At 38.0% G+C, this 23,164-nt stretch carries 16 protein-coding genes and 2 pseudogenes; 8 read left to right on the top strand and 10 right to left on the bottom strand.

Annotated features, from left to right (window positions below; genetic code table 11):
* Nucleotides 1-130 precede the first annotated feature (130 nt).
* A complete protein-coding gene (locus BN67_RS05350; protein WP_019223116.1) occupies nt 131-1,897 on the top strand; it encodes an ABC transporter ATP-binding protein in 1,767 nt (588 codons plus the stop codon).
* A gap of 934 nt (nt 1,898-2,831) precedes the next feature.
* On the opposite strand, the gene hemW is transcribed toward BN67_RS05350, so the two are convergent.
* Together hemW and BN67_RS05360 are read right to left on the bottom strand one after the other, a co-directional pair.
* Nucleotides 2,832-4,031 (bottom strand): radical SAM family heme chaperone HemW, encoded by a 1,200-nt coding sequence (gene hemW, locus BN67_RS05355; protein WP_019223117.1) that lies wholly within the window; start codon nt 4,029-4,031, stop codon nt 2,832-2,834.
* Nucleotides 4,028-4,675 carry a non-canonical purine NTP pyrophosphatase gene (locus tag BN67_RS05360; protein ID WP_019223118.1) on the bottom strand — a complete coding sequence of 216 codons (648 nt, stop codon included), beginning with the start codon at nt 4,673-4,675 and terminating at the stop codon, nt 4,028-4,030. Before BN67_RS05360 ends, hemW begins: the two co-directional genes overlap by 4 nt.
* A gap of 309 nt (nt 4,676-4,984) precedes the next feature.
* On the opposite strand from BN67_RS05360, the gene hrcA reads away from it, so the two are divergent.
* Nucleotides 4,985-6,055 carry a heat-inducible transcriptional repressor HrcA gene (hrcA, locus tag BN67_RS05365; protein ID WP_019223119.1) on the top strand — a complete coding sequence of 357 codons (1,071 nt, stop codon included), beginning with the start codon at nt 4,985-4,987 and terminating at the stop codon, nt 6,053-6,055.
* 124 nt (nt 6,056-6,179) lie between these two features.
* Nucleotides 6,180-6,842, top strand: coding sequence for a nucleotide exchange factor GrpE (grpE, locus tag BN67_RS05370; protein ID WP_019223120.1), 663 nt, complete (start codon nt 6,180-6,182; stop codon nt 6,840-6,842).
* A 105-nt stretch (nt 6,843-6,947) separates the two neighbouring features.
* Here the strand turns inward: grpE and thpR are convergent.
* From thpR to BN67_RS05410, 6 genes and pseudogenes are all read right to left on the bottom strand, one after another.
* A pseudogene (gene thpR, locus BN67_RS12710) lies at nt 6,948-7,484 on the bottom strand (RNA 2',3'-cyclic phosphodiesterase).
* 1,285 nt (nt 7,485-8,769) lie between these two features.
* Complete coding sequence (locus BN67_RS05390; protein ID WP_019223124.1) at nt 8,770-9,066, bottom strand: HPr family phosphocarrier protein; 297 nt, start codon at nt 9,064-9,066, stop codon at nt 8,770-8,772.
* Between the two features lie 25 nt (nt 9,067-9,091).
* Nucleotides 9,092-9,481 (bottom strand): PTS sugar transporter subunit IIA, encoded by a 390-nt coding sequence (locus tag BN67_RS05395; RefSeq protein ID WP_019223125.1) that lies wholly within the window; start codon nt 9,479-9,481, stop codon nt 9,092-9,094.
* A 132-nt stretch (nt 9,482-9,613) separates the two neighbouring features.
* Nucleotides 9,614-10,078, bottom strand: coding sequence for an HPr kinase/phosphatase C-terminal domain-containing protein (locus tag BN67_RS05400; protein ID WP_019223126.1), 465 nt, complete (start codon nt 10,076-10,078; stop codon nt 9,614-9,616).
* 23 nt (nt 10,079-10,101) lie between these two features.
* Entirely contained in the window at nt 10,102-11,886 is a 1,785-nt protein-coding gene (locus BN67_RS05405; protein WP_019223127.1) for a sensor histidine kinase, read from the bottom strand.
* Between the two features lie 50 nt (nt 11,887-11,936).
* Nucleotides 11,937-12,659, bottom strand: a complete 723-nt coding sequence (locus BN67_RS05410; RefSeq protein WP_019223128.1) for a response regulator transcription factor — start codon at nt 12,657-12,659, stop codon at nt 11,937-11,939.
* A 402-nt stretch (nt 12,660-13,061) separates the two neighbouring features.
* Between BN67_RS05410 and lysM the strand changes: the two genes are divergently transcribed.
* Entirely contained in the window at nt 13,062-13,517 is a 456-nt protein-coding gene (lysM, locus tag BN67_RS05420) for a peptidoglycan-binding protein LysM (protein WP_019223130.1), read from the top strand.
* 102 nt (nt 13,518-13,619) lie between these two features.
* On the opposite strand, the gene BN67_RS05425 is transcribed toward lysM, so the two are convergent.
* Together BN67_RS05425 and BN67_RS11665 are read right to left on the bottom strand one after the other, a co-directional pair.
* The gene (locus tag BN67_RS05425) at nt 13,620-14,174 is read right to left on the bottom strand and encodes a copper chaperone PCu(A)C (RefSeq protein ID WP_019223131.1); all 555 of its coding nucleotides are present in this window, start codon (nt 14,172-14,174) and stop codon (nt 13,620-13,622) included.
* 361 nt (nt 14,175-14,535) lie between these two features.
* A pseudogene (locus BN67_RS11665) lies at nt 14,536-15,398 on the bottom strand (tyrosine-type recombinase/integrase); the annotation flags it as partial.
* Nucleotides 15,399-16,100: 702 nt separating this feature from the next.
* Between BN67_RS11665 and dnaK the strand changes: the two are divergent.
* The 4 genes from dnaK to BN67_RS05455 all read left to right on the top strand — a co-directional run bounded on the left by dnaK (nt 16,101) and on the right by BN67_RS05455 (nt 22,170).
* The gene (dnaK, locus tag BN67_RS05435; protein WP_019223132.1) at nt 16,101-17,996 is read left to right on the top strand and encodes a molecular chaperone DnaK; all 1,896 of its coding nucleotides are present in this window, start codon (nt 16,101-16,103) and stop codon (nt 17,994-17,996) included.
* A 137-nt stretch (nt 17,997-18,133) separates the two neighbouring features.
* Nucleotides 18,134-19,279: a molecular chaperone DnaJ gene (gene dnaJ, locus BN67_RS05440; protein WP_019223133.1), complete on the top strand. Its 1,146-nt coding sequence runs from the start codon at nt 18,134-18,136 to the stop codon at nt 19,277-19,279.
* A gap of 1,043 nt (nt 19,280-20,322) precedes the next feature.
* On the top strand, nt 20,323-21,228 hold the full coding sequence (argB, locus tag BN67_RS05450; RefSeq protein ID WP_019223135.1) for an acetylglutamate kinase: 906 nt from the start codon (nt 20,323-20,325) through the stop codon (nt 21,226-21,228).
* A gap of 33 nt (nt 21,229-21,261) precedes the next feature.
* Nucleotides 21,262-22,170: a DMT family transporter gene (locus BN67_RS05455; protein WP_019223136.1), complete on the top strand. Its 909-nt coding sequence runs from the start codon at nt 21,262-21,264 to the stop codon at nt 22,168-22,170.
* Nucleotides 22,171-23,164 lie beyond the last annotated feature (994 nt).

Raw genomic sequence — 23,164 nt, forward strand, 5'->3', positions numbered from 1 at the left:
TACTGAAAACCTCTACCTTAAGAAGTTGCTTTTTTGTCAAAAAGGCTCTCTGTTTTATTATAAGAATGGTCCTTCATTATTAGAATGCTTCAGTCTTGCATAAAATAACGGTAAAATATAGAAGCGCTCTATGGTGAAAAAACAAATTTCCGCTTTTGATAAACATCTTATCATCCGTCTTTTGCGAGAAAATTTTTATAAACACGTGCGCTGGTACAGTGCAGCTATTTTCTCAATGATCATTATTTCTTGCACAACTGCAGCCAGTGCATGGATTATGCGTGATGTTGTCAATTATATTGTTGATGCAAAAAATTTTGGAATGATTGTTTTAATTTCTAGCATCATTGCTTTCATTTTTATTCTCAAAGGAGTTGCCGCCTTTGCACAAACTTACTTTTTGAGAAAAGCAGGAAACAGTATTGTTGCAGAACAACAGCGTAAAATTTATGCTCGCCTTATGGAACAGGGTGTTTCTTTTTATCATGATAACACTTCATCTGATCTCCTTGTTCGAGTCACCCACAACGCTACAGTAGCACGTAATGTTATTGATACAATTATTACAACTTTTGTGCGTGATTTGCTTTCCGTAAGTGGTCTATTGCTTGTCATGTTTATTCAAAGTTTTACGTTAATCGTCATTACTTTAATAGTCGGTCCACTGGCTTTTTTAGGGGTTAGAATGGCTTTAAAACGCGTTCGCAGCCTTGTGGAAAAAGAACTCCTCTTACTTGGTGAAATTATCAAAATTGTACAAGAAAGTTCTCTTGGTATTCGCGTTATCAAAGCTTTTTCATTAGAAGAACTCATGAAAAAACGTATGAACAAAGCCATTTGCGATGCCGAAAAACAAGCAAACACTATTGCAACACTCCAAGCAATTACAAACCCGATCATGGAAACACTCACGGGTATTTCCATTGCAGGTATCATCTGTTTTTTTGGCTATCTTGCAACTCAGCGAGCAGGCGTTCAAGGTGAATTCATGTCTTTTATTGTCGCTTTGCTTCTTGCTTACGAACCTGCAAAAAGATTAGCCAATATACGTGTCAAAATTGAATCTGGTTTGGTTAATATCCGTACGATGTTTGAAATCCTGGATCATCCTCTTACGGTGATAGAACATGAAAAAGCTAAAGATCTGAAGAAAACACAAGGACCTATCCGTTTCGAACATGTTTCTTTTGCATATATAGATAACCAAATGGTGTTAAAAGACATCAATCTAGAAATAGAACCTGGAAAAATGACAGCGTTGATAGGACCGTCTGGTTCAGGAAAATCAACTCTTATTAACCTTATTATGCGCCTTTATGACCCTGTAGAGGGACGCATACTCATTAATGATCAAGACATTCGCTATGCTACATTTCGCTCTCTGAGAAATCTGATAGCCTATGTAGGGCAAGATACTTTTCTCTTTCAAGGAACGGTCAAGTATAATATTGGGCTTGGAAAAGTAGAAGCCAGCGATGATGACATTATCAACGCAGCAAAAGCAGCCAATGCTCATGACTTTATTATGGATCTTCCAAATGGATATGATACACAGATAGGTGATAATGGCTGTAATCTTTCAGGCGGACAAAAACAACGACTCGCTATCGCAAGGGCAATGCTTCATGATAGTGAAATCTTGATTCTTGATGAAGCAACAAGCGCATTGGATTCCCATAATGAAGAACAAATTAATGAAGCTCTGCATCATCTCACCAAAGGACGCACAACTATCGTCATTGCGCACCGCCTTTCAACAATTGTTCGCGCTCATAAAATTGTTGTCGTGAAAAATGGTCAACTGATTGAACAAGGGACCCAAAAAGAATTGCTCGCAAAGAAAAATGGCTTTTACAAAAAGCTTCATAATATCCAATTCAAAAAGGACATGTCCTAGTTTTTAGATATTTCAATAAAGTTTGAGATAAAGAAGAGAGAGGTAGCTGTGTTCTCCTGCATTGTACATGCTTGCCTGAAAGAGAGCTTTCTCAAAGCCCTAATTCCATTTCACGACGCTGTGTCCGTGAATGATATACTGTAAAACCATTGTGCACTACACTCTTTACGTTTGTGAAAGCATAAATCAACATCATCATTTTTTTACCAACTCATGGTATGTTTACCTATTCATAGTGTTACGATAGTTTTTGCATTGAGAGGATTTTTATCCCTTGCTCAAACGTTTTTACCCACATGCCAACCATGCTTATAATGTGCAGGCAGAAGATTTCGGCTGCTTCATATTCATCATGAACAGACTTGAAATGAGAAAGTTTTACAATATTCGAGATTCTTAATTTAATATGAATAACGGCAGATTATCATTATAAATCAATATGCTGTATGTTTTAAAAAGATATCTCTCAGTGTTTCTAAGCCCATTTTACGGTGGCGTTCTATGAATTGCATAACGATAAGCCATTAAGCACTACCATCTTTTCGCTTATAAAGGGTAGCCCCTATCACTCTCATAGAGAACTCATTAAGTAAAATAAACCCTATTTACCAGCGCATGCTGTTGCGACAACCTTTGCATGAAGGCGGTTCATAAGAGGCATTTTTCCTGCTTTTTTCACTCATTTTATCTTCACATCAATCCCGCTGATAGTGTAAAGCCAAGTGAAAAATTGGTTCAACATAAAGAGGTTTGAAATGAGAGAATCTTAACAGTATTTTGGATTATGACTCATAAGTGAATAACGACAAATAATTATTATAAATCAATTTGTTGCAATGAGAACGGCAGCAATTATTTTTTCAAAAATACCTTTATTGTAAATGAAAGACCGTAAATATTATTACTATGATAGTAGGTAAGAATCATAGAGATTTTAGTTTGCTAATTGACTGATGATGTGATTCAGCAGAATCCGTCCTTTGCTTGTCGCTTTTAAACGCTGATTTCCAGACATTTCCACGAGCCCTTGCTTTTGTAAATCAATAAGATTTTCTTGTGGTAAGCTCTTAGGATTTAAGATTTCATAACGCGAAAGATCTAAACCTTCGCCAAGACGCAAGCCCATAAGGAGCATTTCATTTGCTTGTTGTTCAGCGGTCAATTGTTCTGTTTCAATACAGCCATGCCCCGTTGTTTCTACCAATTCAAGCCAATGTTCAGGATATTTCTCATTTATAGTGACATAACGTTCACGATGCCTAATCAAAGAAGAAGGTGTTTTTGAAGAGACGGAGGAATGATTTTGTTCGTGTTCAATAAAGCGACCGTGGGCTCCTGGACCAAAACCTGCATATTCATGATAGCGCCAATAGAGAAGATTATGTGCTGATTCGGCACCAGGAATTGCATGATTTGAGATCTCGTAAGCGGGAAGACCACGCTGTTCGGTTATTTCTTGCGTGAGATGATACATGTCTGCTGCGAGTTCTGAAGTGGGAAGAATAAGTTTTCCTGCGTCATAAAGCCGTTTAAAAGCGGTTCCTTCTTCGATGGTGAGTTGGTAAAGAGAAAGGTGGTCTGCTGCCAATTCAATGGCTTGAAAAAGTTCACATTTCCATTGTTCGAGTGTTTGTTCCGGGCGGGCATAGATTAAGTCAAAAGATAAACGCGGAAAAATTTCTCGCGCTAAAGCAATAGCGTGAAGAGCTTGTTTTACATCATGGAGACGGCCAAGTTTTCGCAGTGCTTTGTCATTAAGCGCTTGTACACCCAGAGACAAACGGTTAATACCTGCTGTACGATATTCGCGAAAGCGTTCTACTTCCACACTTGTTGGGTTTGCTTCCAGGGTAATTTCCACTTTATCATCGATGGTCCACTTTTTTGCAAGTGCTTGCAACAAGGAATCAACAGTCTGAGGCGTCATAAGAGAAGGTGTTCCCCCACCCATAAAAATACTCGTGATATGACGTGGACCTATTTTATAATATTGCGTTTCTATTTCACGTTCAAAGGCGGTGACAAAACGTGGTTGATCAACGCCATGAACACGAACGTGCGAATTAAAATCACAATAAGGACATTTTGCCGCGCAAAAGGGCCAGTGAATGTAAATACCAAAAGGTTCATTCATGACGGTATCAAAAGGTTTTCTGCTAAAAGTTTGAAAGCGCGTGCACGATGTGAGAGAGGTGTTTTATCATTGAGTTTCCATCCATGTTTCTGCTCCATTGACATTTCACCAAAGGTATTAACATACCCATCTGGTAAAAAAATAGGATCAAAACCAAAACCTTGGTTTCCGCGTGGAGGCCAAACAAATGTACCATCAACGCTGCCACAGAAATAATCTGCGTGACCATCGGGCCATGCAATACAGATGACGGATATAAAACGGCATTTTCGTTGGCTTTTTTCATGAGCCCCGATTTTTTGGAGTTCATCTTCTATTTTTTGCATTGCTTTTGGAAAGTCACGTGTTCCATCGGGTTGAAGAGCAAGGTCAGCGGTATAAACGCCAGGTGCTCCATTTAATGCTTCGACTTCCAGACCTGAATCATCAGAAAGAGCAGGAATTTCTGTATTTTTTGCTGCTGCAAAAGCTTTTATGTAGGCATTTTCTTCAAATGTTGTTCCTGTTTCTTTGGGTTCAGGCAATCCGAGCTCTTTTGCTGATTGGATTGTTAAACCAAACGGAGCGATCAAGACGGCAATTTCATGTAATTTACCAATATTATGTGTAGCAATGACAAGTTTCTTGGCTGTTATGCTTCTCATATACATTTCTCCAGAAATGAAAGGGGGCTTTAAAAAACCAGCTTAAACATTCACATATACGCGTTTTGCCGGATTTTATGCAATATAATCTTTTTATACTCTTGATTGAACTTTCACTTAAATGAAATCGTTTGTTTTTGATAAGGAGAATGATTGAAAAAAGAAATTAAATGGTCCTTTATCTTTGATGATAATATTTTTTTATGATAAATATGTAAGATGTTTTCACACTGCTTTAGATGATTTGAAGAGACCATAGCGGAGCTTATATAAAGAACAGAGTATTTTTAAAGTAGTGAAATAATTACAATGAAGTATAAACCTATTAATGATGCACTAAAATGTCTTGATAAGCGTTCACGTGATATTTTTCGTCATATCGTTGAAGCTTATCTGAATGATGGTGAACCTGTAGGGTCACGAAATCTTTCACGGCTTTTACGACAGACATTATCACCTGCAACAATTCGTAATGTCATGAGTGATCTTGAACATCTTGGTTTAATTTATGCTCCTCATGTGTCTGCTGGGCGCATGCCTACACAATCAGGTTTACGATTTTTTGTTGATGCATTTATGGAAGCGGGTGAATTGCCAAATGAAGAGCGCGAAAATATTGCAATGCAAGTCAAGGAGGCAGGCCATGCGCAATCCGTTGAACAGTTTTTCATTCAGGCAAGCAGAGTTCTTTCAGATCTTTCACGTGGGGCAGGGCTTGTTTTAGCAACAAAATACGAAGGAACATTGAAGCATATTGAATTTGTACGCCTTGATGGAGAACATGCTCTTGCTGTTTTAGTGACTCAACAAGGTGAGATTGAAAATCGTATTGTTCATTTACCAGAAGGGGTTACTCATGCACAATTGACAGAGGCAACGAATTTTCTTAATGCGCATATCCAGGGGCGTACATTGAGTGAAGCTAAAGAAGAAATTGCACGTTTATGCTCAGAAACGCGTGCTGCACTTGATCATTTGTCTCATCATCTTGTTGAAACAGGATTAGCTCTTTGGGGTGGAGAAGATGCTGACCATAAAATACATCTTATTGTACGTGGACGAAGCAATTTACTTGAAGATGTGAAGGCAGAAGAAGATTTAGAGCGACTACGACATCTGTTTGATGATCTAGAAACGCGTGAAAGTATGGCGCAGTTACTTGATTTAGCAGATGAAGGTTCGGGAGTACGTATTTTTATTGGTTCGGAAAATAAGTTATTTTCGCTTTCGGGTTCTTCTTTAGTGGTAGCCCCTTATCGTGATTCAAAGCAAAGAGTTATTGGTGCTTTAGGTGTTATTGGACCCACGCGGCTTAATTATGCAAGAATCGTTCCCATGGTTGATTATACGGCTCAACTTGTGTCACAACTGTTGCGTTAAGATGACTATGTAGATATTTGTATAAGTAAAGACTCATTTTATTAAATACGTAAGGACCCCTTGATTTTTGTCTGTAAAATTTCAATATCGAGAATAACAAATCTTATGAAGGAATAGAATTTTTATGTCTGACGAAAAAAACAAATTTACGGATGCTTCATTTGAAAATTGTGATTTGAAAAATCCAGCTGATCGCGATGCGCTTAAACAGGCTGCTGACGAATTTTTAAAAACACGTGAAGCAGAGGCACGCGCAGAAGTAGAAGAAGAAGGCAATGAGTTTCTTGATCCTTTAACCGCTTTGCAGGCTGAAAATAAAGAATTGAAAGATCAACTTTTACGTCTTGCTGCAGATATGGAAAATCTTCGACGTCGCACTGCGCGTGATGTGGCGGATGCAAAGTCTTATTCAATCGCTAATTTTGCACGTGACATGTTATCTGTTTCTGATAATCTCAATCGCGCTTTGGAGGCTATTCCAGAAGGGGAAAAGGAAAAAGATTCTGGCTTGAAAACATTAGTTGAGGGCGTGGAAATGACAGAGCGTGCAATGATAGCAGCGCTAGAGCGCCACGGAGTGCAGAAAATTTATCCAGAAGGGCAAAAGTTTGATCCTCACTTCCATCAAGCAATGTTTGAAATTCCTAATTCTGACGTACCAGATAATACTGTTCAGCGAGTTGTTCAAGCGGGATATATTATTGGTGAACGTGTTTTGCGCCCTGCTATAGTTGGTGTTGCTAAAGGGGGGATAAAAGAATCTCCTGTTGCGTCTGATTCTGCTTGAAACATACAAGTAGTGATCTTAGCGAAAAATATAATATCACATACAGCGCAATTTTATTGCGTTCTTTGATAAAAGAGAGTTCTAAAGGGTGTGGATGGCACCCTTTTAGCTGCGAAGTGTCCAACTTCCTTTCACAATATAGGGAGCACTGCTCAAAGGAGATGGCGATAATAATAAAACAAAATGATCGATCTCAAAAGGAGGAAAAGAAAAATGACTTCGAGAAGAAAGATAGAGAGGAAGATCATCAGGTTTAATATTAAGCAGACGTGCAAGAGTAATATGCGGAATAAATTGTTTTTTTAGGGGGCAATCCCAGGTCGTTCCGGATATAGTGTATTTTTTCGTGTAAAAGATTAAGAGTTTCACAAGATTCAATACGAACAACAAGAGAATGTGGAATGTTTTCTGAACAAAAAACTTCAAAATCTTTTGTGCATAATACAAAGGGAGGAAGTTTTATCGTATCAAAGGCACGTATAGTTTATCTTCTACAAAGCTTTCATCTTCACTAAAGAAAGATAAAGTGACATGAAAGTTTTGCGGATTAATTCACTGTGCATTCGGTAAACCATTCTGCAGTGATACAAGCGCTTCTGTTATTTGTTGGGGAATTTGAAGAGCACTAAATAAACGGGGCATAATATTTCCTTTAAAGTGAAAAGATGCTCACGTAAATATGGTGGTGAATAAGTTAAAAAAAAGTTAAGTTACCACTACAAAGAAGACAATAATGTGGAAAAAGAGTGTCTAAAAATATTTTACGATATTGATGGATTGAATTCATAAAGCTTATTAAACTTCAAGAAACGAGAGTTATGATGACACTAAAAACTGTATTCTCGTGGACTTCATTACAAGAATATACAGGAAAAAGTTGAGTGTCGTTTTATTGAGCACCACCATCTTTACACTTACGAAGGATTGGCACCATTACTCTCTTTACCAACTTCCAATATATTTGCTAACGCATAGTGTATATTTACCAACTTATGGTGTTGCGACAGTCCTTGCATAAAGGTGGTTTATGAGAGGTATTTCTTTTCTCGTTTTTACTCTCACGCTAACTGCGCTTATGGCGTAAAGCCAAGTGAAAAAATTGCTTCATGATAAAGGGGTTTGAGGTGAAAGAAACTTGCAATACTTGGAGCTGTGATTCAAACCAGATAGCGACAAAAATCATTATAAATCAAGGTATTGAGACATATTATACACAACAGAACTGCTATAAGCATTGACACCTACAATAAATAACGAAAATGTTTATCTATCAAAAATTGTTATGCTGGTCCGTAAAGAATATGAAAACGGATGATTTCAAAAACAACACATTGATTTATAATAATAATTCATCATTTTTATATGAAATGTTCGCGCTTTGAGTATCATGTGTTTTCCTCATTTCAAATTTGTTTATATTGAATCAAAAAACGATTAGCTTGTACATCACAAGTACAGTTGGTGTATGAATAAAAACTGTTTAAGAAAGAACGAAACGCTTTTTATAAACCGTCTCAATGTAGGAGTTCCAGTTCCCTGCTTATGAAGTAACAAGCCAGCACCATCATTCTATTTAACAACTTATGGTGTTGCGACAGCCTTGCATTAAAGCGGGTCATGAGCTGTATTTTTCCTCCTTATCCTTACTAATTTTTATCTATGTGCCAACTCCGCTTATGGCGTACGAGCAAGTGAACAAAATTGATTCAACATAAAGTGGTTTGGAATGAGAGAATCTTACAATATTCAGGGTTGTGATTCAAGGTGAGAAAAGACAAAACCATTATGAATCAAGGTATTATACGCAATATAAAGGGTTGGAAAAGAGAATGGTGTTTTTGGTGTGTTATTTCGAAAAAGAGCCAATTAAAATAATAATGATGAGAAGTTTTTTCAGGGGAAATTATAATTTGGAAAGTAAGAAACTTCAGTTTTCCTCTCCAAATTTATTATTGATGAGCTTTTCAAGAGCATCAAGTGCATCACTTGCTTCTGGTCCAGAAACGCGAATAGTGAGGTCACAACCAGGAGAAGCGGCTAACATCATAAGCCCCATAATTGATGATCCACCAACGACTTTTCCATCTTTTTCAACTTCAACAATAACGTTAAAACTATCAACAGTTTGAACAAATTTAGCGGAAGCGCGTGCATGCAACCCACGTTTATTACAAATATTGAAATGACGACTTAGTTGAGAGGGGAGAGGATCTTTGGAAAGCATGAATGTTTAATTACCTGCTATAAAATCATACTGGCACATTAATATATTTACGTCCTGCTTCTTGCGCTATTCTTAAAGCTTCTGTTAATGAAATATCAGGGCATTGGCGAATAGAAATCAGTTTAATGAGCATGGGTAGATTGACACCTGCGATCATTTCAACACGCCCTTTTTCAATGGCAGGAATCGCTATATTTGAAGGAGTTCCACCGAATACGTCTGTTAATATGATGACACCATTGTTTGTGTCTGTAGAGGAGACTGCAGACATAATATCACTTCGGCGCTGATCCAAATCATCATCGGGGTAGATGCATATTGTTGCGAATTTTTCCTGTGTCCCAACAACATGTTCTACAGCATGTAAAAATTCAACAGCCAGCTCACCGTGCGTTACAAGCACGAGTCCAATCATTTACATAAACTCCTGTTAACTCAATATCTGACTATACTGGTAAAAGCTATATTCTACAAAGCTTTATCCTGCTGCCAAGAAAAAATTACAAAAAAAGGCAAAAATAATGATTTTTTTATCTTTAGATAAAAATTAAACAGATTTGCGCCATATTTTTCTAAAAAAGAATGCTTCAATGGCCTGACAAATGGCTGTACAATCAGCTTCATGAAGGCTAGGGAGTTTTAAAAGGGGGGCATGTATATCTGCAAATTGAAAAGTTTGTCCTGTGGAAAAACGTTCATATTCAGGACCAAGTGTAAGAACGCAATCGACGATTGTGTGTTTTTCAAACTCTATCATATAAAGACCAGCGCCACGAATCTCTATACCACCATGCAAACCTTCTGGAGCATATCCGTGAAGTTTTCCATTTTCCACACGCAGCATTGTATAATCGTCGCTGATAAGCTTTGCTTCACGCTTTGACCACTTAGCACGGTCAATCAAAGCAAGGGTAAGTGTTGACTTTCCTGAACCAGAAGGACCTATAATCAACAGTCCTTTCCCCCCTAGTTGAAGGCAATTCGCGTGTAATATTTCATTTGTTGCTTTCATACCTTTTGCTTTGGGTAGAGGATTTATTTGGCGAAGGGAAGTGTAATAATAAAACGTGCACCAGTTTTACGGTTTCCACGTTTGGGGTCAATAATATTTTCGGCTGTAATTGTTCCATTATGCGCTTCGATGATTTGCCGACTAATAGAAAGTCCGAGGCCTGAGTTTTGTCCAAAAGCATCTTCGTTTGGTCGATCAGTATAGAAGCGTTCAAAAATGCGTTCAATATTCTCTGAACGAATACCAGGACCATTATCTTCAATGAGTAAGATGAGAGTTGACGCATGACTTTTCATAGTGATATGAATTTTACCGCTATTATAGGGAATGAAGGACCGTGCATTTTCAATCAGATTAGAAATAACTTGTCCCAAACGAAGCTCATGTCCCAATACAAGATAAGTTTTTCCGTGGGGGTGTGGAAGAATATTCAGATTTATATCAATAGTTTGCGTGTTACGGTATACTTCTTGAGCAGCATGAACAAGGCTTTTCAAAAGCGGTGTCATATCAACGATCTGTGCAGTTTCACGAGCAAGCTCTGCATCAAGCCTTGAGGCATCAGAAATATCTGTAATCAATCGGTCAAGACGACGTACATCATGTTGAATAATTTCATATAATTGTTCTTGAGCTTCTTCATTTTTAGCCAAAGGGAGTGTTTCAACAGCACTACGCAGTGAGGTAAGCGGATTTTTCAACTCATGACTTACATCAGCAGCAAAGCGTTCAATGGCTTCAATGCGCATATAAAGGGCATTGGTCATATCACGAATAGAGGTTGAAAGATGACCAATTTCATCTTCACGCGTTGAGAAATCAGGAATTTCTACACGTTTATTATTGCCATTGCGTACACGGTCGGCGGAGGCAGATAGTTTGCTCAAAGGATGGGCAATGGTGTGGGCTAAAAATATGGAAAGCACCAAAAGTACAGTTCCAACCACAGCAAAGACTTTAAAAATGACTAGTCTTTCACCTTTTACAATGTCATCAATATCTGAACCGAGCGTTGAAAGAAGAAGGGCGCCCACCACTGCACGATAACGTTGAACAGGTACAGCAACAGAAACGATTAATTGCCCTTGTTTGTTGCGTCTTTTGGCAGTCGCAACAGCTCCATTTAAGGCTCTATACACTTCTGGGTAAGCAAGCCCACTGTTTTGTGCTTGTTCTCTATCAAGAGAAAGACCACTGCCATAAAAGATTTTTGAAAACCATGAAGTGAAACGTTCCCACATGGTTTGTTCTGTTTTAAGAGGGGGTAAATCATAGCTAAAAACTTCACCACTAGAGTAAAGAACACGCGAATCAAGAAGTAAAGTTGCATCACGATCATAAATACGCGCTCTTGTTGTTTTGGGTGTGATAAGCCGTCGTAAAAGAGGAGCAACCTGTTCAGGATTAATAGGAAAGTCCCAAGAATCTGTTGATTGAGGTGCAGGTGTAACGCTTTCTCCAGCTTGTAATTCTAAAAGTTTTTGAGGGTCAATGAGAATAGAATTTGTATCCACTGTTGCGGAAGCAGCAATAGCTCCAGCAATAATTTTTCCTTGGGTGCATAAACTTTTAATTTTTGCTTCAATCAAACCATCGCGAAATTGATTAAGATATAAAATACCTGTCACGAGAATGGCAAGGGCAGCAATATTTAAGATGACAATACGACGTGTAAGGCTGGAAAACAGCAATTGTCTGAAAAGACGCTGTATTCGAAGATGCGAATGAAAAATCTTAGGAAATGATGTTGGAGGGATATCATTTGGTGCTGTTTCTTGCAACGTTTCCTGTTGAGTGTTTTGTGTCATTGATTTGATTGCCGTTCAAATTCTTGCGACAAAATAATTTTACAATAGTTTTACACTTCATGGAAACGATAGCCTACACCATAAAGTGTTTCAATCATTGCAAAATCATCATCGACTTGTTTAAACTTTTTACGCAAACGTTTAATGTGACTATCAATGGTACGGTCATCGACATAGACTTGATCACTATATGCAGCATCCATCAAAGCGTCACGACTTTTTACAACTCCAGGTCTTTGTGCTAAGGTTTGCAGAATCAAAAACTCCGTAACGGTTAAAATAACAGGTTTATCTTTCCATGTACAGGTGTGACGTTCTTGGTCCATAACAAGATCCCCACGTTTGAGAGAAGAAGAGGGAGAGGTTCCTGTTGCAAGGGGTTGGTTGCGCGCATTAGAACGACGCAAGATAGCTTTTACACGTTCAATAAGGAGACGCTGAGAGAAAGGTTTTGTAATAAAATCATCAGCGCCCATTTTAAGACCAAACAGTTCATCAATTTCGTCATCTTTAGAGGTGAGAAAAATGACAGGAATATCAGACTTTTGACGCAGTCTGCGCAAAAGTTCCATCCCGTCCATTCGGGGCATTTTAATGTCAAAAATAGCTAAATGTGGAGGATGGAGTGTGAGACCTTTGAGTGCAGATGCTCCATCTGTATAGCTTTCAACGCGATATCCCTCTGTTTCAAGCGCAAAAGATAAAGATGTCAAAATATTACGGTCATCATCAACAAGTACAATCGTTTGTGTGATTGTTGGAGTATCCTTCATGGCTTCTTAGACCTTTCTATTGCCGTATGAGCAAATCAATCCATACTTATTTATATGGGAGTTCGCATTTTTTTTGCAAAACAAATATGATACAAATTATTGCAAAGCAAAAAATCTTTCATCTTTACGGTAAAAGCTTGTTTTATCTTTGCAATTTTATAATGTTTTTATGCGCATAAAGATCCCTTCGTTTGAGAGAAAATTTATATAAATACGTTTTTTGTCAAAGTTTTTTTTTGCTTTGCCAAAGTTTCTTGTCATCTCTGTTTCAGAATTGAACAGGTCCATTTTTGATTGTTGAAGTTTAGAAAATTCGCCTATCTTTTTTAAGAGAGAAATGAAAGAGTGTGGTGACATTTACGCAAAAAAATTGCTCTCATTGCACAAAAGGAGGAGGCTATAATGGGATTTTTTAATTTTATGAAAACAGTTGGTGAAAAGCTTGGTATGGGGAATCATGCACCAGAAGAAAAGGATTTTAAAGCTGCGTTTGATAACTTTCAACTTGGCACAGAAAAAGTGAATATTCAGGTTGAAAATGGTAAAGCTATTTTAAGTGGTGAGGTTCCAGATAGAGAGACACTTGAAAAAGCGCTTTTAGTTGTTGGCAATTCGCAGGGGATTTCTTCTGTTGATGTTGACCAATTAAAAATTGCAAATACCACATCTACAAAAGCTTCTCGCTTTTATGAAGTAAAATCGGGTGACAATCTTTGGAAAATTGCTGAAGAAATGTATGGAAAAGGGCACGGCGATAAAAATACATTTATTTTTGAAGCCAATAAACCAATGCTGAAATCCCCTGATCAAATTTATCCCGGGCAAATGTTGCGCATTCCTGAAATAAATCACACTTAATTCAAACAAAAGATAAAGTCTTTTTTACGGTATTAAACAAAAAAGCGTGAAAGAATTTTTCCACGCTTTTTACTATTGTGTATTAAGGACTAAAGCAAAAACTTAGTGTACAGAATCTGGTTTGGAAGGTGATTTTTCCACCATAGCGTTCACTGAAAAGTCAACGTCAATCGTTCCGGCTTTTTCAAATGTCAACTTTGCGGTGATTTTGTCACCTGCTTTGAAGGGTTTTGAAAGTCCCATGAACATAATATGATTGCTTCCAGGCTTAAGTGTAACTTCACCATTGCCTGGAATTTCAATGCCATGCTGCATGTGTTCCATTTTCATAATATTATTAACGACTGTCATAGCGTGGATTTCTGCTGTTTTTATTCCTTTTGCGGATACAGAAACCAAACGATCTGGGGTATTACTGTGATTAATGATGTAGAGATAACCGCTACTAACTTTTACACCTTTAGGCGTTGCACGCGTCCAAGGATGAAGAATTTCTATATTCCCAACCTTATATTGTTGAGCGGCTGCGGGTAGAGCTATACAAGCGAAGAGAAGAACGAATATGGCATTTGAAAGAACCTTTTTGAATGGATATTGTATGTGGGTTGTGTATTGAGATGCGAGCTTCTTTGTTTTTTCTACGATAAATATCATCATTGATTTACCCTCCTTCGTTAGATTCATCTCATGAATACATTTTTTCACTTTTACCAGAGTTTTTGCCTAAAATAAAAGAAAGAATTTTGAGAGTCGTATAAATTTAAATCTGAGCATAAAGATCATGGGTTTTCTTACTTTTAAGGAAAGTGATAAAAAGTAAGAATACATGGAAAAACAAGGAAGATATCTTTACTCTATTTGCAAATTTGAAAAGTCTGTAAGCAATTGAGCAGATCATGTTCAGGTGTATTCAAAACGTGATTTTCAAATAAAAAAAACAAATGATTAAAGATAAACTGTTGAGAGTTGATAGACAAATAATATCCAAAGATATAAACATTTTGTACAATAGGGTTTAATCTCGTGTGTTGAGTGATAAAGGGACGCGAAACTCTGTTGTCGCATCACGTCTTCCTTTCATATTTTCAGCAGGTATAATCCATATGTTCCCTTCAATCTGATCTTCACGAATATGACGAAAGGGATTGGTGCGAACGCCCGTAAGGATAAGCAAACGCAAAGTCAATTGTGTTAGGGTTGTTGCTTGGCAAAGTGTTTGATAAAAAGCCGGCACCTCTTTCCAATCCATTGCAGACATATTAGTCACTTTGTGGCGTTGTTTTCCTAAGAGGGCGCGTGCTTTGGTTGTGACTTGTAAATCAACATCTAATCCCAATGCAGCCGCATGTTTGAAACAAAGATTAAGACGCATGAGGGCTTTCTCTGCTGTTTTTGCTTTTGTATGCCAAATAGGAGCAAGCGTATTGCGTATATCTGTTTGTGTGATTTCTGAAATGGGCAAACAGCCTAATTTGGGGAGTACGTGAAGTTGTAAAGGCAAAAACCAGCCTCCAGCCTTACCATCACCTTTTAATTCAGCTTTACGACTTTCAAAAGTCTCTAGAGCAATATCTTTAAGATAATGAAGATTGCACATTGCCTCACGCTTTTGTTTCTCACGTTCTTTAATGGGGTCACGACCCTCATGTAAAACAGAACGCCACCGTGTTACAGTTTCGCGGGCTTGTTTTAAAGAGACTTCTCTTAGAGCCCCCAAGCCCATTTCACGGCGTCGTCCGTGAATTGTATAACGATTAACGATAAAGCCATTGAGCGCCACCATCTTTACGCTTATGAAGGTACAAGCTGGCACCATCTTATATTTACCAGCCCCCAATGTTGCGACAGCCCTTGGCACTTAAGGCGATTCATAAGAGGCATTTTTCCTCCTTTCCTCTATAATTTACCCATCTGCCAACCCCGCTTATGGTGTAAAACTAAGTGAATAAAATTGATTCAACATGAAGTGATTTGAGATGAGAGAATCTTACAATATTCGGGGGTATGATTCAAGTTGGATAATGATGATTTATCATTATAAATCAATGTATTGAATGATATAAGAAACGTGATTATTGATTGCATAAAGTTTATGCGCGTCATGATAAGAGGTTGAGTTTAAGAAAGATTGTGATATTCATGACGTAAATGATGCGTATCTGAACGCTATTTTTAACAAGCATTTCGTGTGATTTTGAGAAACTAAGAAAAGTGTGCAGCCATTCTCTTTCTCTTTATTTTTTTGATTTTAGAATCTGATATGTTTATGAGAATTTGTAGATAAAGAGATGCTATAGGTTCACATCTTCAACAAATATGGCGTTTACGTATAAGTAGAATGCTTCTACGTATAAGTAGAATGCTTCATTTTTAAAAAAAATTTTATTTTGAGATGTTTCTCTCATTATTCTCTTGTAGCAATAAAAACCCGTTCTTATATACGAAGCAGAAAGGCTTGTTGGGCTTGTTAGTTTATGATTTATGTAACTTGCGGTGAAATGCAGGCTTTAAGTGTTATGAAGGAGCTGTCTTAGAAAGATGCTTTATGAAGGTTGAGGTAGCTTGCTGAATGGAGATTATAATATGGCAAAAGTAATTGGTATTGATTTGGGGACAACGAACTCTTGTGTTGCTGTGATGGATGGCAAAAACGCAAAGGTTATTGAAAATTCAGAAGGAGCGCGGACAACACCTTCTGTTGTTGCCTTTACTGATGGGGGAGAGCGGCTTGTTGGGCAGCCTGCTAAACGGCAAGCGGTTACAAATCCTGAAGGAACGGTTTTTGCAGTTAAACGTCTGATTGGGCGCCGTTTTGATGATCCTATGGTTGAAAAAGATAAAGCCCTTGTCCCTTATAAAATTGTTAAGGGTGATAATGGTGACGCATGGGTTGAAGAAGAGGGCAAGAAGTATTCTCCGTCACAAATTTCAGCCATGATTTTGCAAAAAATGAAAGAAACTGCGGAATCTTATCTTGGTGAAAAGGTTGAGCAAGCGGTTATTACTGTTCCGGCTTATTTCAATGATGCACAGCGTCAAGCTACGAAAGATGCGGGTAAAATTGCTGGACTTGAGGTTTTGCGGATTATCAATGAGCCAACAGCTGCTGCTTTAGCGTATGGTTTGGATAAAAAAGATGGAAAAACCATTGCTGTTTACGATCTTGGTGGTGGTACATTTGATATTTCTGTTCTTGAAATTGGTGATGGCGTTTTTGAAGTTAAATCGACCAATGGAGATACTTTTTTAGGTGGTGAAGATTTTGATATGCGCTTGGTCGGTTATTTTGCTGATGAGTTCAAAAAAGAGCAAGGGATTGACCTGAAAAGTGATAAATTAGCATTGCAACGTTTGAAAGAAGCAGCGGAAAAGGCAAAGATTGAACTTTCTTCTTCACAACAGACAGAAATTAATTTGCCATTTATCACAGCAGATCAGTCGGGTCCCAAACACTTAACGATGAAGTTAACTCGGGCAAAATTTGAATCTTTGGTTGATGATCTGGTTCAACGTACAATAGAGCCTTGTAAAGCAGCATTGAAAGATGCAGGGCTGAAAGCTGGTGAGATTGACGAAGTTGTTTTAGTGGGTGGTATGACACGTATGCCCAAGATACAAGAAGTTGTGCAAAGCTTCTTTGGTAAAGATCCACACAAGGGCGTTAATCCCGATGAAGTTGTGGCAATGGGTGCTGCCATTCAAGGGGGGGTATTACAAGGCGATGTAAAAGACGTATTGCTCTTGGATGTAACACCTCTCTCGTTAGGTATTGAAACATTAGGTGGGGTTTTTACACGTCTCATTGAACGCAACACCACGATACCAACCAAAAAATCACAAGTTTTTTCAACAGCTGATGATAATCAAAGTGCTGTGACTATTCGTGTTTTCCAAGGTGAACGCGAAATGGCTAATGATAATAAGTTACTCGCTCAATTTGATCTTGTTGGCATTCCACCAGCGCCGCGTGGTATCCCTCAAATTGAGGTCACTTTTGATATTGATGCGAATGGGATTGTGAATGTTTCAGCAAAAGATAAAGGAACTGGTAAAGAACACCAGATTCGTATTCAAGCTTCAGGTGGTTTGAGTGATACTGACATTGAAAAAATGGTAAAAGATGCTGAAGAGCATGCAGCTGAGGATAAAAAGCGTCGTGAAGGTGTTGAAGCGAGAAATCAGGCAGAAGCTCTCATTCACTCAACTGAAAAATCTTTGGCTGAATATGGTGATAAGGTTTCTTCTGAAGAGAAAGAACAGATTGAAACTGCAATATCTGATTTGAAGTCCACACTTGATGGCACTGATACGGAAGAAGTAACAGCAAAAATGCAGAAACTAGCAGAAGTGAGTATGAAGCTTGGACAGGCTATGTATGAGGCTTCACAGGCAGCAGCAGCTGATCCTGAAACAGATAATACAAAGACTGATGATGTTGTTGATGCTGATTTTGAAGAAGTTGATGATAAGAAGAAATAATCTAGATACATGTCTAGATTAATAAACAAACCCGGTCTTTGGAATATAAGGCTGGGCTTTGTTATTTGGGATAAGTTGCTACTTTGTGACTAAGAATATACATTGAAAATAGATGATAAAAATATCAGGAATACATGATGAAGGTTGATTATTATGAAATTCTTGGCGTAACTCGCGAATGTGATGATAAGAAGTTGAAGTCTGCTTTTCGTAAGTTGGCAATGAAATATCATCCTGATCGCAACGCGGGGGATAAAGAAGCAGAGCGGAAATTTAAAGAAATTGGTGAAGCTTATGAGGTTCTGAAAGACCCTCAAAAGCGGGCTGCTTATGATCGATTTGGTCATGCGGCTTTTGAGAATAATGGACGAGAGGGTGCAAATCCCTTTAGTGGTTTTTCTACCAGTGGTGGATTTGCTGATATTTTTGAGGATTTTTTTGGTGAAATGATGGGAGGGGGGCATCGTAGGCGCAATGATGGACGTGAGCGCGGTGCTGACCTGAGTTATAACATGGAAGTGACCTTAGAAGAGGCATTTTCAGGAAAAACCGCACAAATTAATATTCTAAGTTCCGTTGCTTGTGATGCTTGTGAGGGATCAGGTGCGAAAAAGGGTTCTAAACCACAAGTTTGTGGCACCTGTCATGGTTCTGGTCGTGTGCGTGCTGCGCAAGGTTTCTTTTCCATTGAGCGAACATGCTCTTCATGTCATGGACGTGGTGAAATCATTACGGACCCATGTCCAAAATGCCAGGGGACAAGACGGGTGGAAAAAAACCGTTCATTGAGCGTAAATATTCCAACCGGTATTGAAGATGGGACACGTATTCGTCTTTCTGGTGAGGGGGATGCGGGTATTCGTGGTGGTCCTAGTGGTGATCTTTATATTTTTCTTTCTATTAAACCGCATGAGTTTTTTCAGCGAGATGGGGCAGATCTCCACTGTCGCATTCCAATTTCAATGGTGACAGCTGCTTTAGGAGGGGAGTTTGAAGTTTCCGACCTTGAAGGTGTGAAATCTCGTGTTCGGATTCCAGAAGGTACACAAAATGGACGCCAATTCCGTCTCAAGGGTAAAGGCATGCCTATGTTACGTCGTCAGCAAGCAAGGGGTGACCTTTATATCCATATAACCATTGAAACACCGCAGAAATTAACGCAAGAGCAACGCGAATTGTTGCAAAAATTTGAAAAACTTTCAAATCACGAAAATTCACCACAATCTCATGGTTTTTTTTCACGTATGAGAGAGTTTTTTGAGAATATTTCCGGTCAAAATTAGTGAAGGTCTATCAAGATTGATGAAAAAGCATAACTTGTGAGCAAAAAGACAGAAATTAATTTTATAGATCAAGCTGAAATTGGTTTTTGGTTTAAAAATCATTCTTTGATTTTACTTCTTTGCGGGGGATCATTCACCAAAAGATGCTATTTACATCATGTGAAAATTTTAAAAACAAATATTTATAGTGGCTTAATTTCTATCCTGTTGGGGAAGGGTTTTGTATCTTTATCTCTATAAAGTAGCTGTTTTTTCAATGAAAGGAACTCTCATTTTTCATAAAAGTAAGGAGAGCTTTATTCTTTATGCGCGAAGCGACTTTTATTTTTTAATCAGAAATTGTTTGAAGAGGATATTAAGTTTCTTTCGAAATGTCCTTTTCTTATCAGCGATGAGTATTTGTCATTATGACGAAGGCCAGTAACAATTAAATGCAAGAGCAATTGAATGGATCACTTTAAGGGAGTGCGTGTGGTTTGGTCATTTGTTTAGATGGCAATCCTAAGATGATGATATTTTTTTCATATGCCTTTATTTTCATAGCTCGTGTTGTTGTCAATTGTTCAATGGGATATTTTTTGACTTCGGATCACTTGGGAAAAGGGTGAATTTTAAAGTCAAAACTTTAGCTGAAATAAAAGAGGATTGTGATTTCGTTATTTTTTATGTTGGCGATAGAGCGGTTCACTTTATCAGTCAATTTTGTTTTCGTCTTATAAAATCAATGGTTGTATATCTTTATATTCATTGTTAAAGATTTTACTATGGGGTGAAGTTAATGGGCTGAATGTGCAGCGTAGCTTAAAAATCCTTCTCAATTTATACATAAGGTCATTAAGAACATAAGTATTATAAATCTATATTTTTCAATTCTTCTCTGTTTATCCTTTTTTAAGAAAGCTGCATTTGTTTCATCTTGTTGTTGGTTTTGTCATAATTTTAAAAAATTGCTAATTTTCAGAAGGATAGATAGAGTAAAGTTTGTTTTCACTTTTCTTAAATCTCACTAAGAAATGGTAAAAAGTGATGAGGAGGCCCTTTTTATGGATGATATTGAAAATGGTGCGGCAGATATTTTTGAAAAACAAGCAGCATTTTTATCGTCTGCGTTACCTTATATGCAAAAATATGAAAACGAAACAGTCGTTATAAAATATGGTGGTCATGCAATGGGTGATGCTGCTTTAGGGCGTGCATTTGCGCGCGACATTGCTTTATTAAAGCAGTCAGGAATTAATCCTGTTGTTGTTCATGGTGGGGGACCTCAAATTGCTAAAATTTTGATGAAAATGGGAATTGAGTCACGGTTTGAGAACGGTTTACGTGTGACGGATGAGCGGATTGTTGAAGTAGTTGAAATGGTTTTAGCTGGCTCCATTAACAAAGAAATTGTTGCTCTCATCAATGCTGAGGGTGAGTGGGCAATAGGCTTATGCGGTAAGGATGGCAATATGGTTTTTGCTGAGAAGGCTTATAAAACTGTCATGGATCCCGATTCGCATATCGAACGTGTTTTGGATTTAGGATTTGTTGGTGAACCTGTTGAAGTTGATCGTACATTATTGGATCTTTTAGCATGTTCTGAAATGATTCCAGTTCTTGCACCTGTTGCTCCAGGTCGCGATGGCAAAACTTATAATATTAATGCTGATATTTTTGCTGGAGCCATTGCTGGAGCATTGGAAGCTAAACGCCTTTTGTTTCTGACCGATGTTCCGGGTGTTTTAGATAAAAATGGCCAACTTTTAAAGAAATTAGCAATCTCTGAAGCTGAAACTCTTATCAAAGATGGAACAGTTTCAGGCGGCATGATCCCAAAAGTAGAGACTTGTATCAAGGCGCTTCAAAATGGTGTAGAAGGTGTTGTCATTTTAAATGGCAAAACACCCCATTCTGTCTTGCTAGAACTGTTCACTGAACAGGGCGCTGGAACGCTTATTGTTTCGTAAGATGTGTGGATAAATTTGAGGGAAAGACCTTTTATGATAAAACAGTTGAAGCATCCTTTATCAAGCAAGCCCGAATTGGCATTATTTTTTGCAACGATATTGTGGGGCATTACATTTTTAGTGATTCACATTGCAGTGCGCTATAGTGGTCCCTTTTTCTTTGTTGGGTTTCGTTTTATTGTTGCCTCTCTGATTTGTGGCGCAATTTTTGGGCGTTCTATGAAAGGTTTGACTGTTTATGAGATTTTTGCAGGGATGGCCATTGGTTTAGGAATGTTTTTGGGATATTCTTTGCAAGCTGCAGGGCTTCAAACGCTTATGAGCAGTCAGTCTGCTTTTATCACAGCGCTTTATGTTCCGACCGTTCCTATATTACAGTGGATTTTTTTTAAGAAACCACCGCGTTTAGCTTGCTGGATTGGCATTGTTTTCGCTTTTATTGGTCTTGTCCTTATCTCTGGACAAGAGCCTAGGAAAATTGCGTTTTCAAAAGGTGAAATTCTGACTTTGTTTGGTGCTTTGGCTATTGCTGCAGAAATTGTACTCATCGGAATTTTTGCCAGCAAAGTAAACAGTCGGCGTGTAACAATTATACAGTTATTTTTCAGTGGTCTTTTTTCATTTCTTTGTATGCCTTTGATGGGTGAGGGTATTCCAGAATTTTCATGGATATGGGTGAGTATTGGTATTGGATTGGCGTTAATGAGTGCGATTATTCAACTGGCAATGAATTGGGCACAAAAGTCTATTTCTCCTACACGTGCAACACTCATTTACGCAGGTGAACCTGTATGGGCAGGGATTGTTGGGCGTTTGGCTGGTGAACGTTTATCTCCTTTAGCTTTATTGGGGGGAGGGCTTATCTTGATTGGAATTGTCGTGGCGGAATTACAGCCTTCACAATGGCGCAAAAAAGATAAAAGAATTGAAAAAATTGATTAATTTGCCCCTCATCTGTCATAATGTTTCACAAGATGGTACCATTATTCTTTTTACGAGCTCGTAGTATATTTTATCAACTCATGGTGTTGCGAAAGACCTTGTATTAAGGCGGGGCATGGGAGTCATTTTTTCTCATTTCCCCTATAATTTTTATCTACATGCCAGTCCGGCTTATGACGTAAAGCCAAGTGAACAAAGTTGATTCAACATAAATGGATTTGAAATGAGAAACTCTTACAATATTCGGGGTTATGATTTAAGGTGAACAACGATAGATTATGATTATAAATCAATAGTTTACTAACTTAAGAGATGCACTTTTTCTGTTTCCTTAAAAAATAAAGGAAGTTTTTAATGCTTTTTCGCCATTAAGGAAAAGTCAGGGAATTTGATAGAAGAGGTCGTCTTTTAAAAGAAATCTTTCCCAAGAAAGCCTGTTTCTGCCCTAAGAGAGTCTATTTCTGCAATGTGGCCGTTTAACATGTTTACTGCTCCGATTTTTATTTTTGTTTTGTGTAAAAAAGGAGTTATTATTTACGAACAAATATTGATTTATAAAGATAAATAATTGTTATACATCTTGAATTAAAACCCAGAATATTGTAAAAATCTCTCATCTCTCGATGTTGGAATCAATTTTGTTCACTTGGCTTTATGTCGTAAGTGTGGTTGATATAGGGGGGTAACGAGAGAGGAAAGAAGGAAAGAAGGAAAAATGTCTCTCATGAGCCGCTTTCACGTGAGGGCTGTCGCGGCGCTGTGAACTCGTAAATATACACAAGCTCGGAGAATGATGATGCCGGTTTGTTACGGAAAAAAGGGCATTTTTTGCAAATTTTATTGCAGGTCGCAGTAATATCGCATATTTTCATAAATATACAGGCATGCGTGTGATAAGATCAACAGATAGGTGAAGTGAAGAGCATTTGGAAACCTTCAGGTATTTGTCTTTTATGACGAAGAAAAGCCTTTTTTCAGTTATAAAAAGCGATGT

The sequence above is a fragment of the Bartonella rattaustraliani AUST/NH4 genome, from assembly GCF_000312565.1.
Lineage (GTDB): Bacteria > Pseudomonadota > Alphaproteobacteria > Rhizobiales > Rhizobiaceae > Bartonella > Bartonella rattaustraliani.

Coding starts and splice junctions, on each gene's coding strand:
- dnaK (WP_019223132.1), top strand. CDS start 16,101: ATGGCAAAAGTAATTGGTATTGATTTGGGGACAACGAACTCTTGTGTT.
- BN67_RS05410 (WP_019223128.1), bottom strand. CDS start 12,659: ATGAAGGATACTCCAACAATCACACAAACGATTGTACTTGTTGATGAT.
- BN67_RS05360 (WP_019223118.1), bottom strand. CDS start 4,675: ATGAGAAGCATAACAGCCAAGAAACTTGTCATTGCTACACATAATATT.
- lysM (WP_019223130.1), top strand. CDS start 13,062: ATGGGATTTTTTAATTTTATGAAAACAGTTGGTGAAAAGCTTGGTATG.
- BN67_RS05405 (WP_019223127.1), bottom strand. CDS start 11,886: ATGACACAAAACACTCAACAGGAAACGTTGCAAGAAACAGCACCAAAT.
- argB (WP_019223135.1), top strand. CDS start 20,323: ATGGATGATATTGAAAATGGTGCGGCAGATATTTTTGAAAAACAAGCA.
- BN67_RS05400 (WP_019223126.1), bottom strand. CDS start 10,078: ATGAAAGCAACAAATGAAATATTACACGCGAATTGCCTTCAACTAGGG.
- grpE (WP_019223120.1), top strand. CDS start 6,180: ATGTCTGACGAAAAAAACAAATTTACGGATGCTTCATTTGAAAATTGT.
- BN67_RS05390 (WP_019223124.1), bottom strand. CDS start 9,066: ATGCTTTCCAAAGATCCTCTCCCCTCTCAACTAAGTCGTCATTTCAAT.
- BN67_RS05455 (WP_019223136.1), top strand. CDS start 21,262: ATGATAAAACAGTTGAAGCATCCTTTATCAAGCAAGCCCGAATTGGCA.
- hemW (WP_019223117.1), bottom strand. CDS start 4,031: ATGAATGAACCTTTTGGTATTTACATTCACTGGCCCTTTTGCGCGGCA.
- dnaJ (WP_019223133.1), top strand. CDS start 18,134: ATGAAGGTTGATTATTATGAAATTCTTGGCGTAACTCGCGAATGTGAT.
- BN67_RS05395 (WP_019223125.1), bottom strand. CDS start 9,481: ATGATTGGACTCGTGCTTGTAACGCACGGTGAGCTGGCTGTTGAATTT.
- BN67_RS05425 (WP_019223131.1), bottom strand. CDS start 14,174: ATGATGATATTTATCGTAGAAAAAACAAAGAAGCTCGCATCTCAATAC.
- BN67_RS05350 (WP_019223116.1), top strand. CDS start 131: ATGGTGAAAAAACAAATTTCCGCTTTTGATAAACATCTTATCATCCGT.
- hrcA (WP_019223119.1), top strand. CDS start 4,985: ATGAAGTATAAACCTATTAATGATGCACTAAAATGTCTTGATAAGCGT.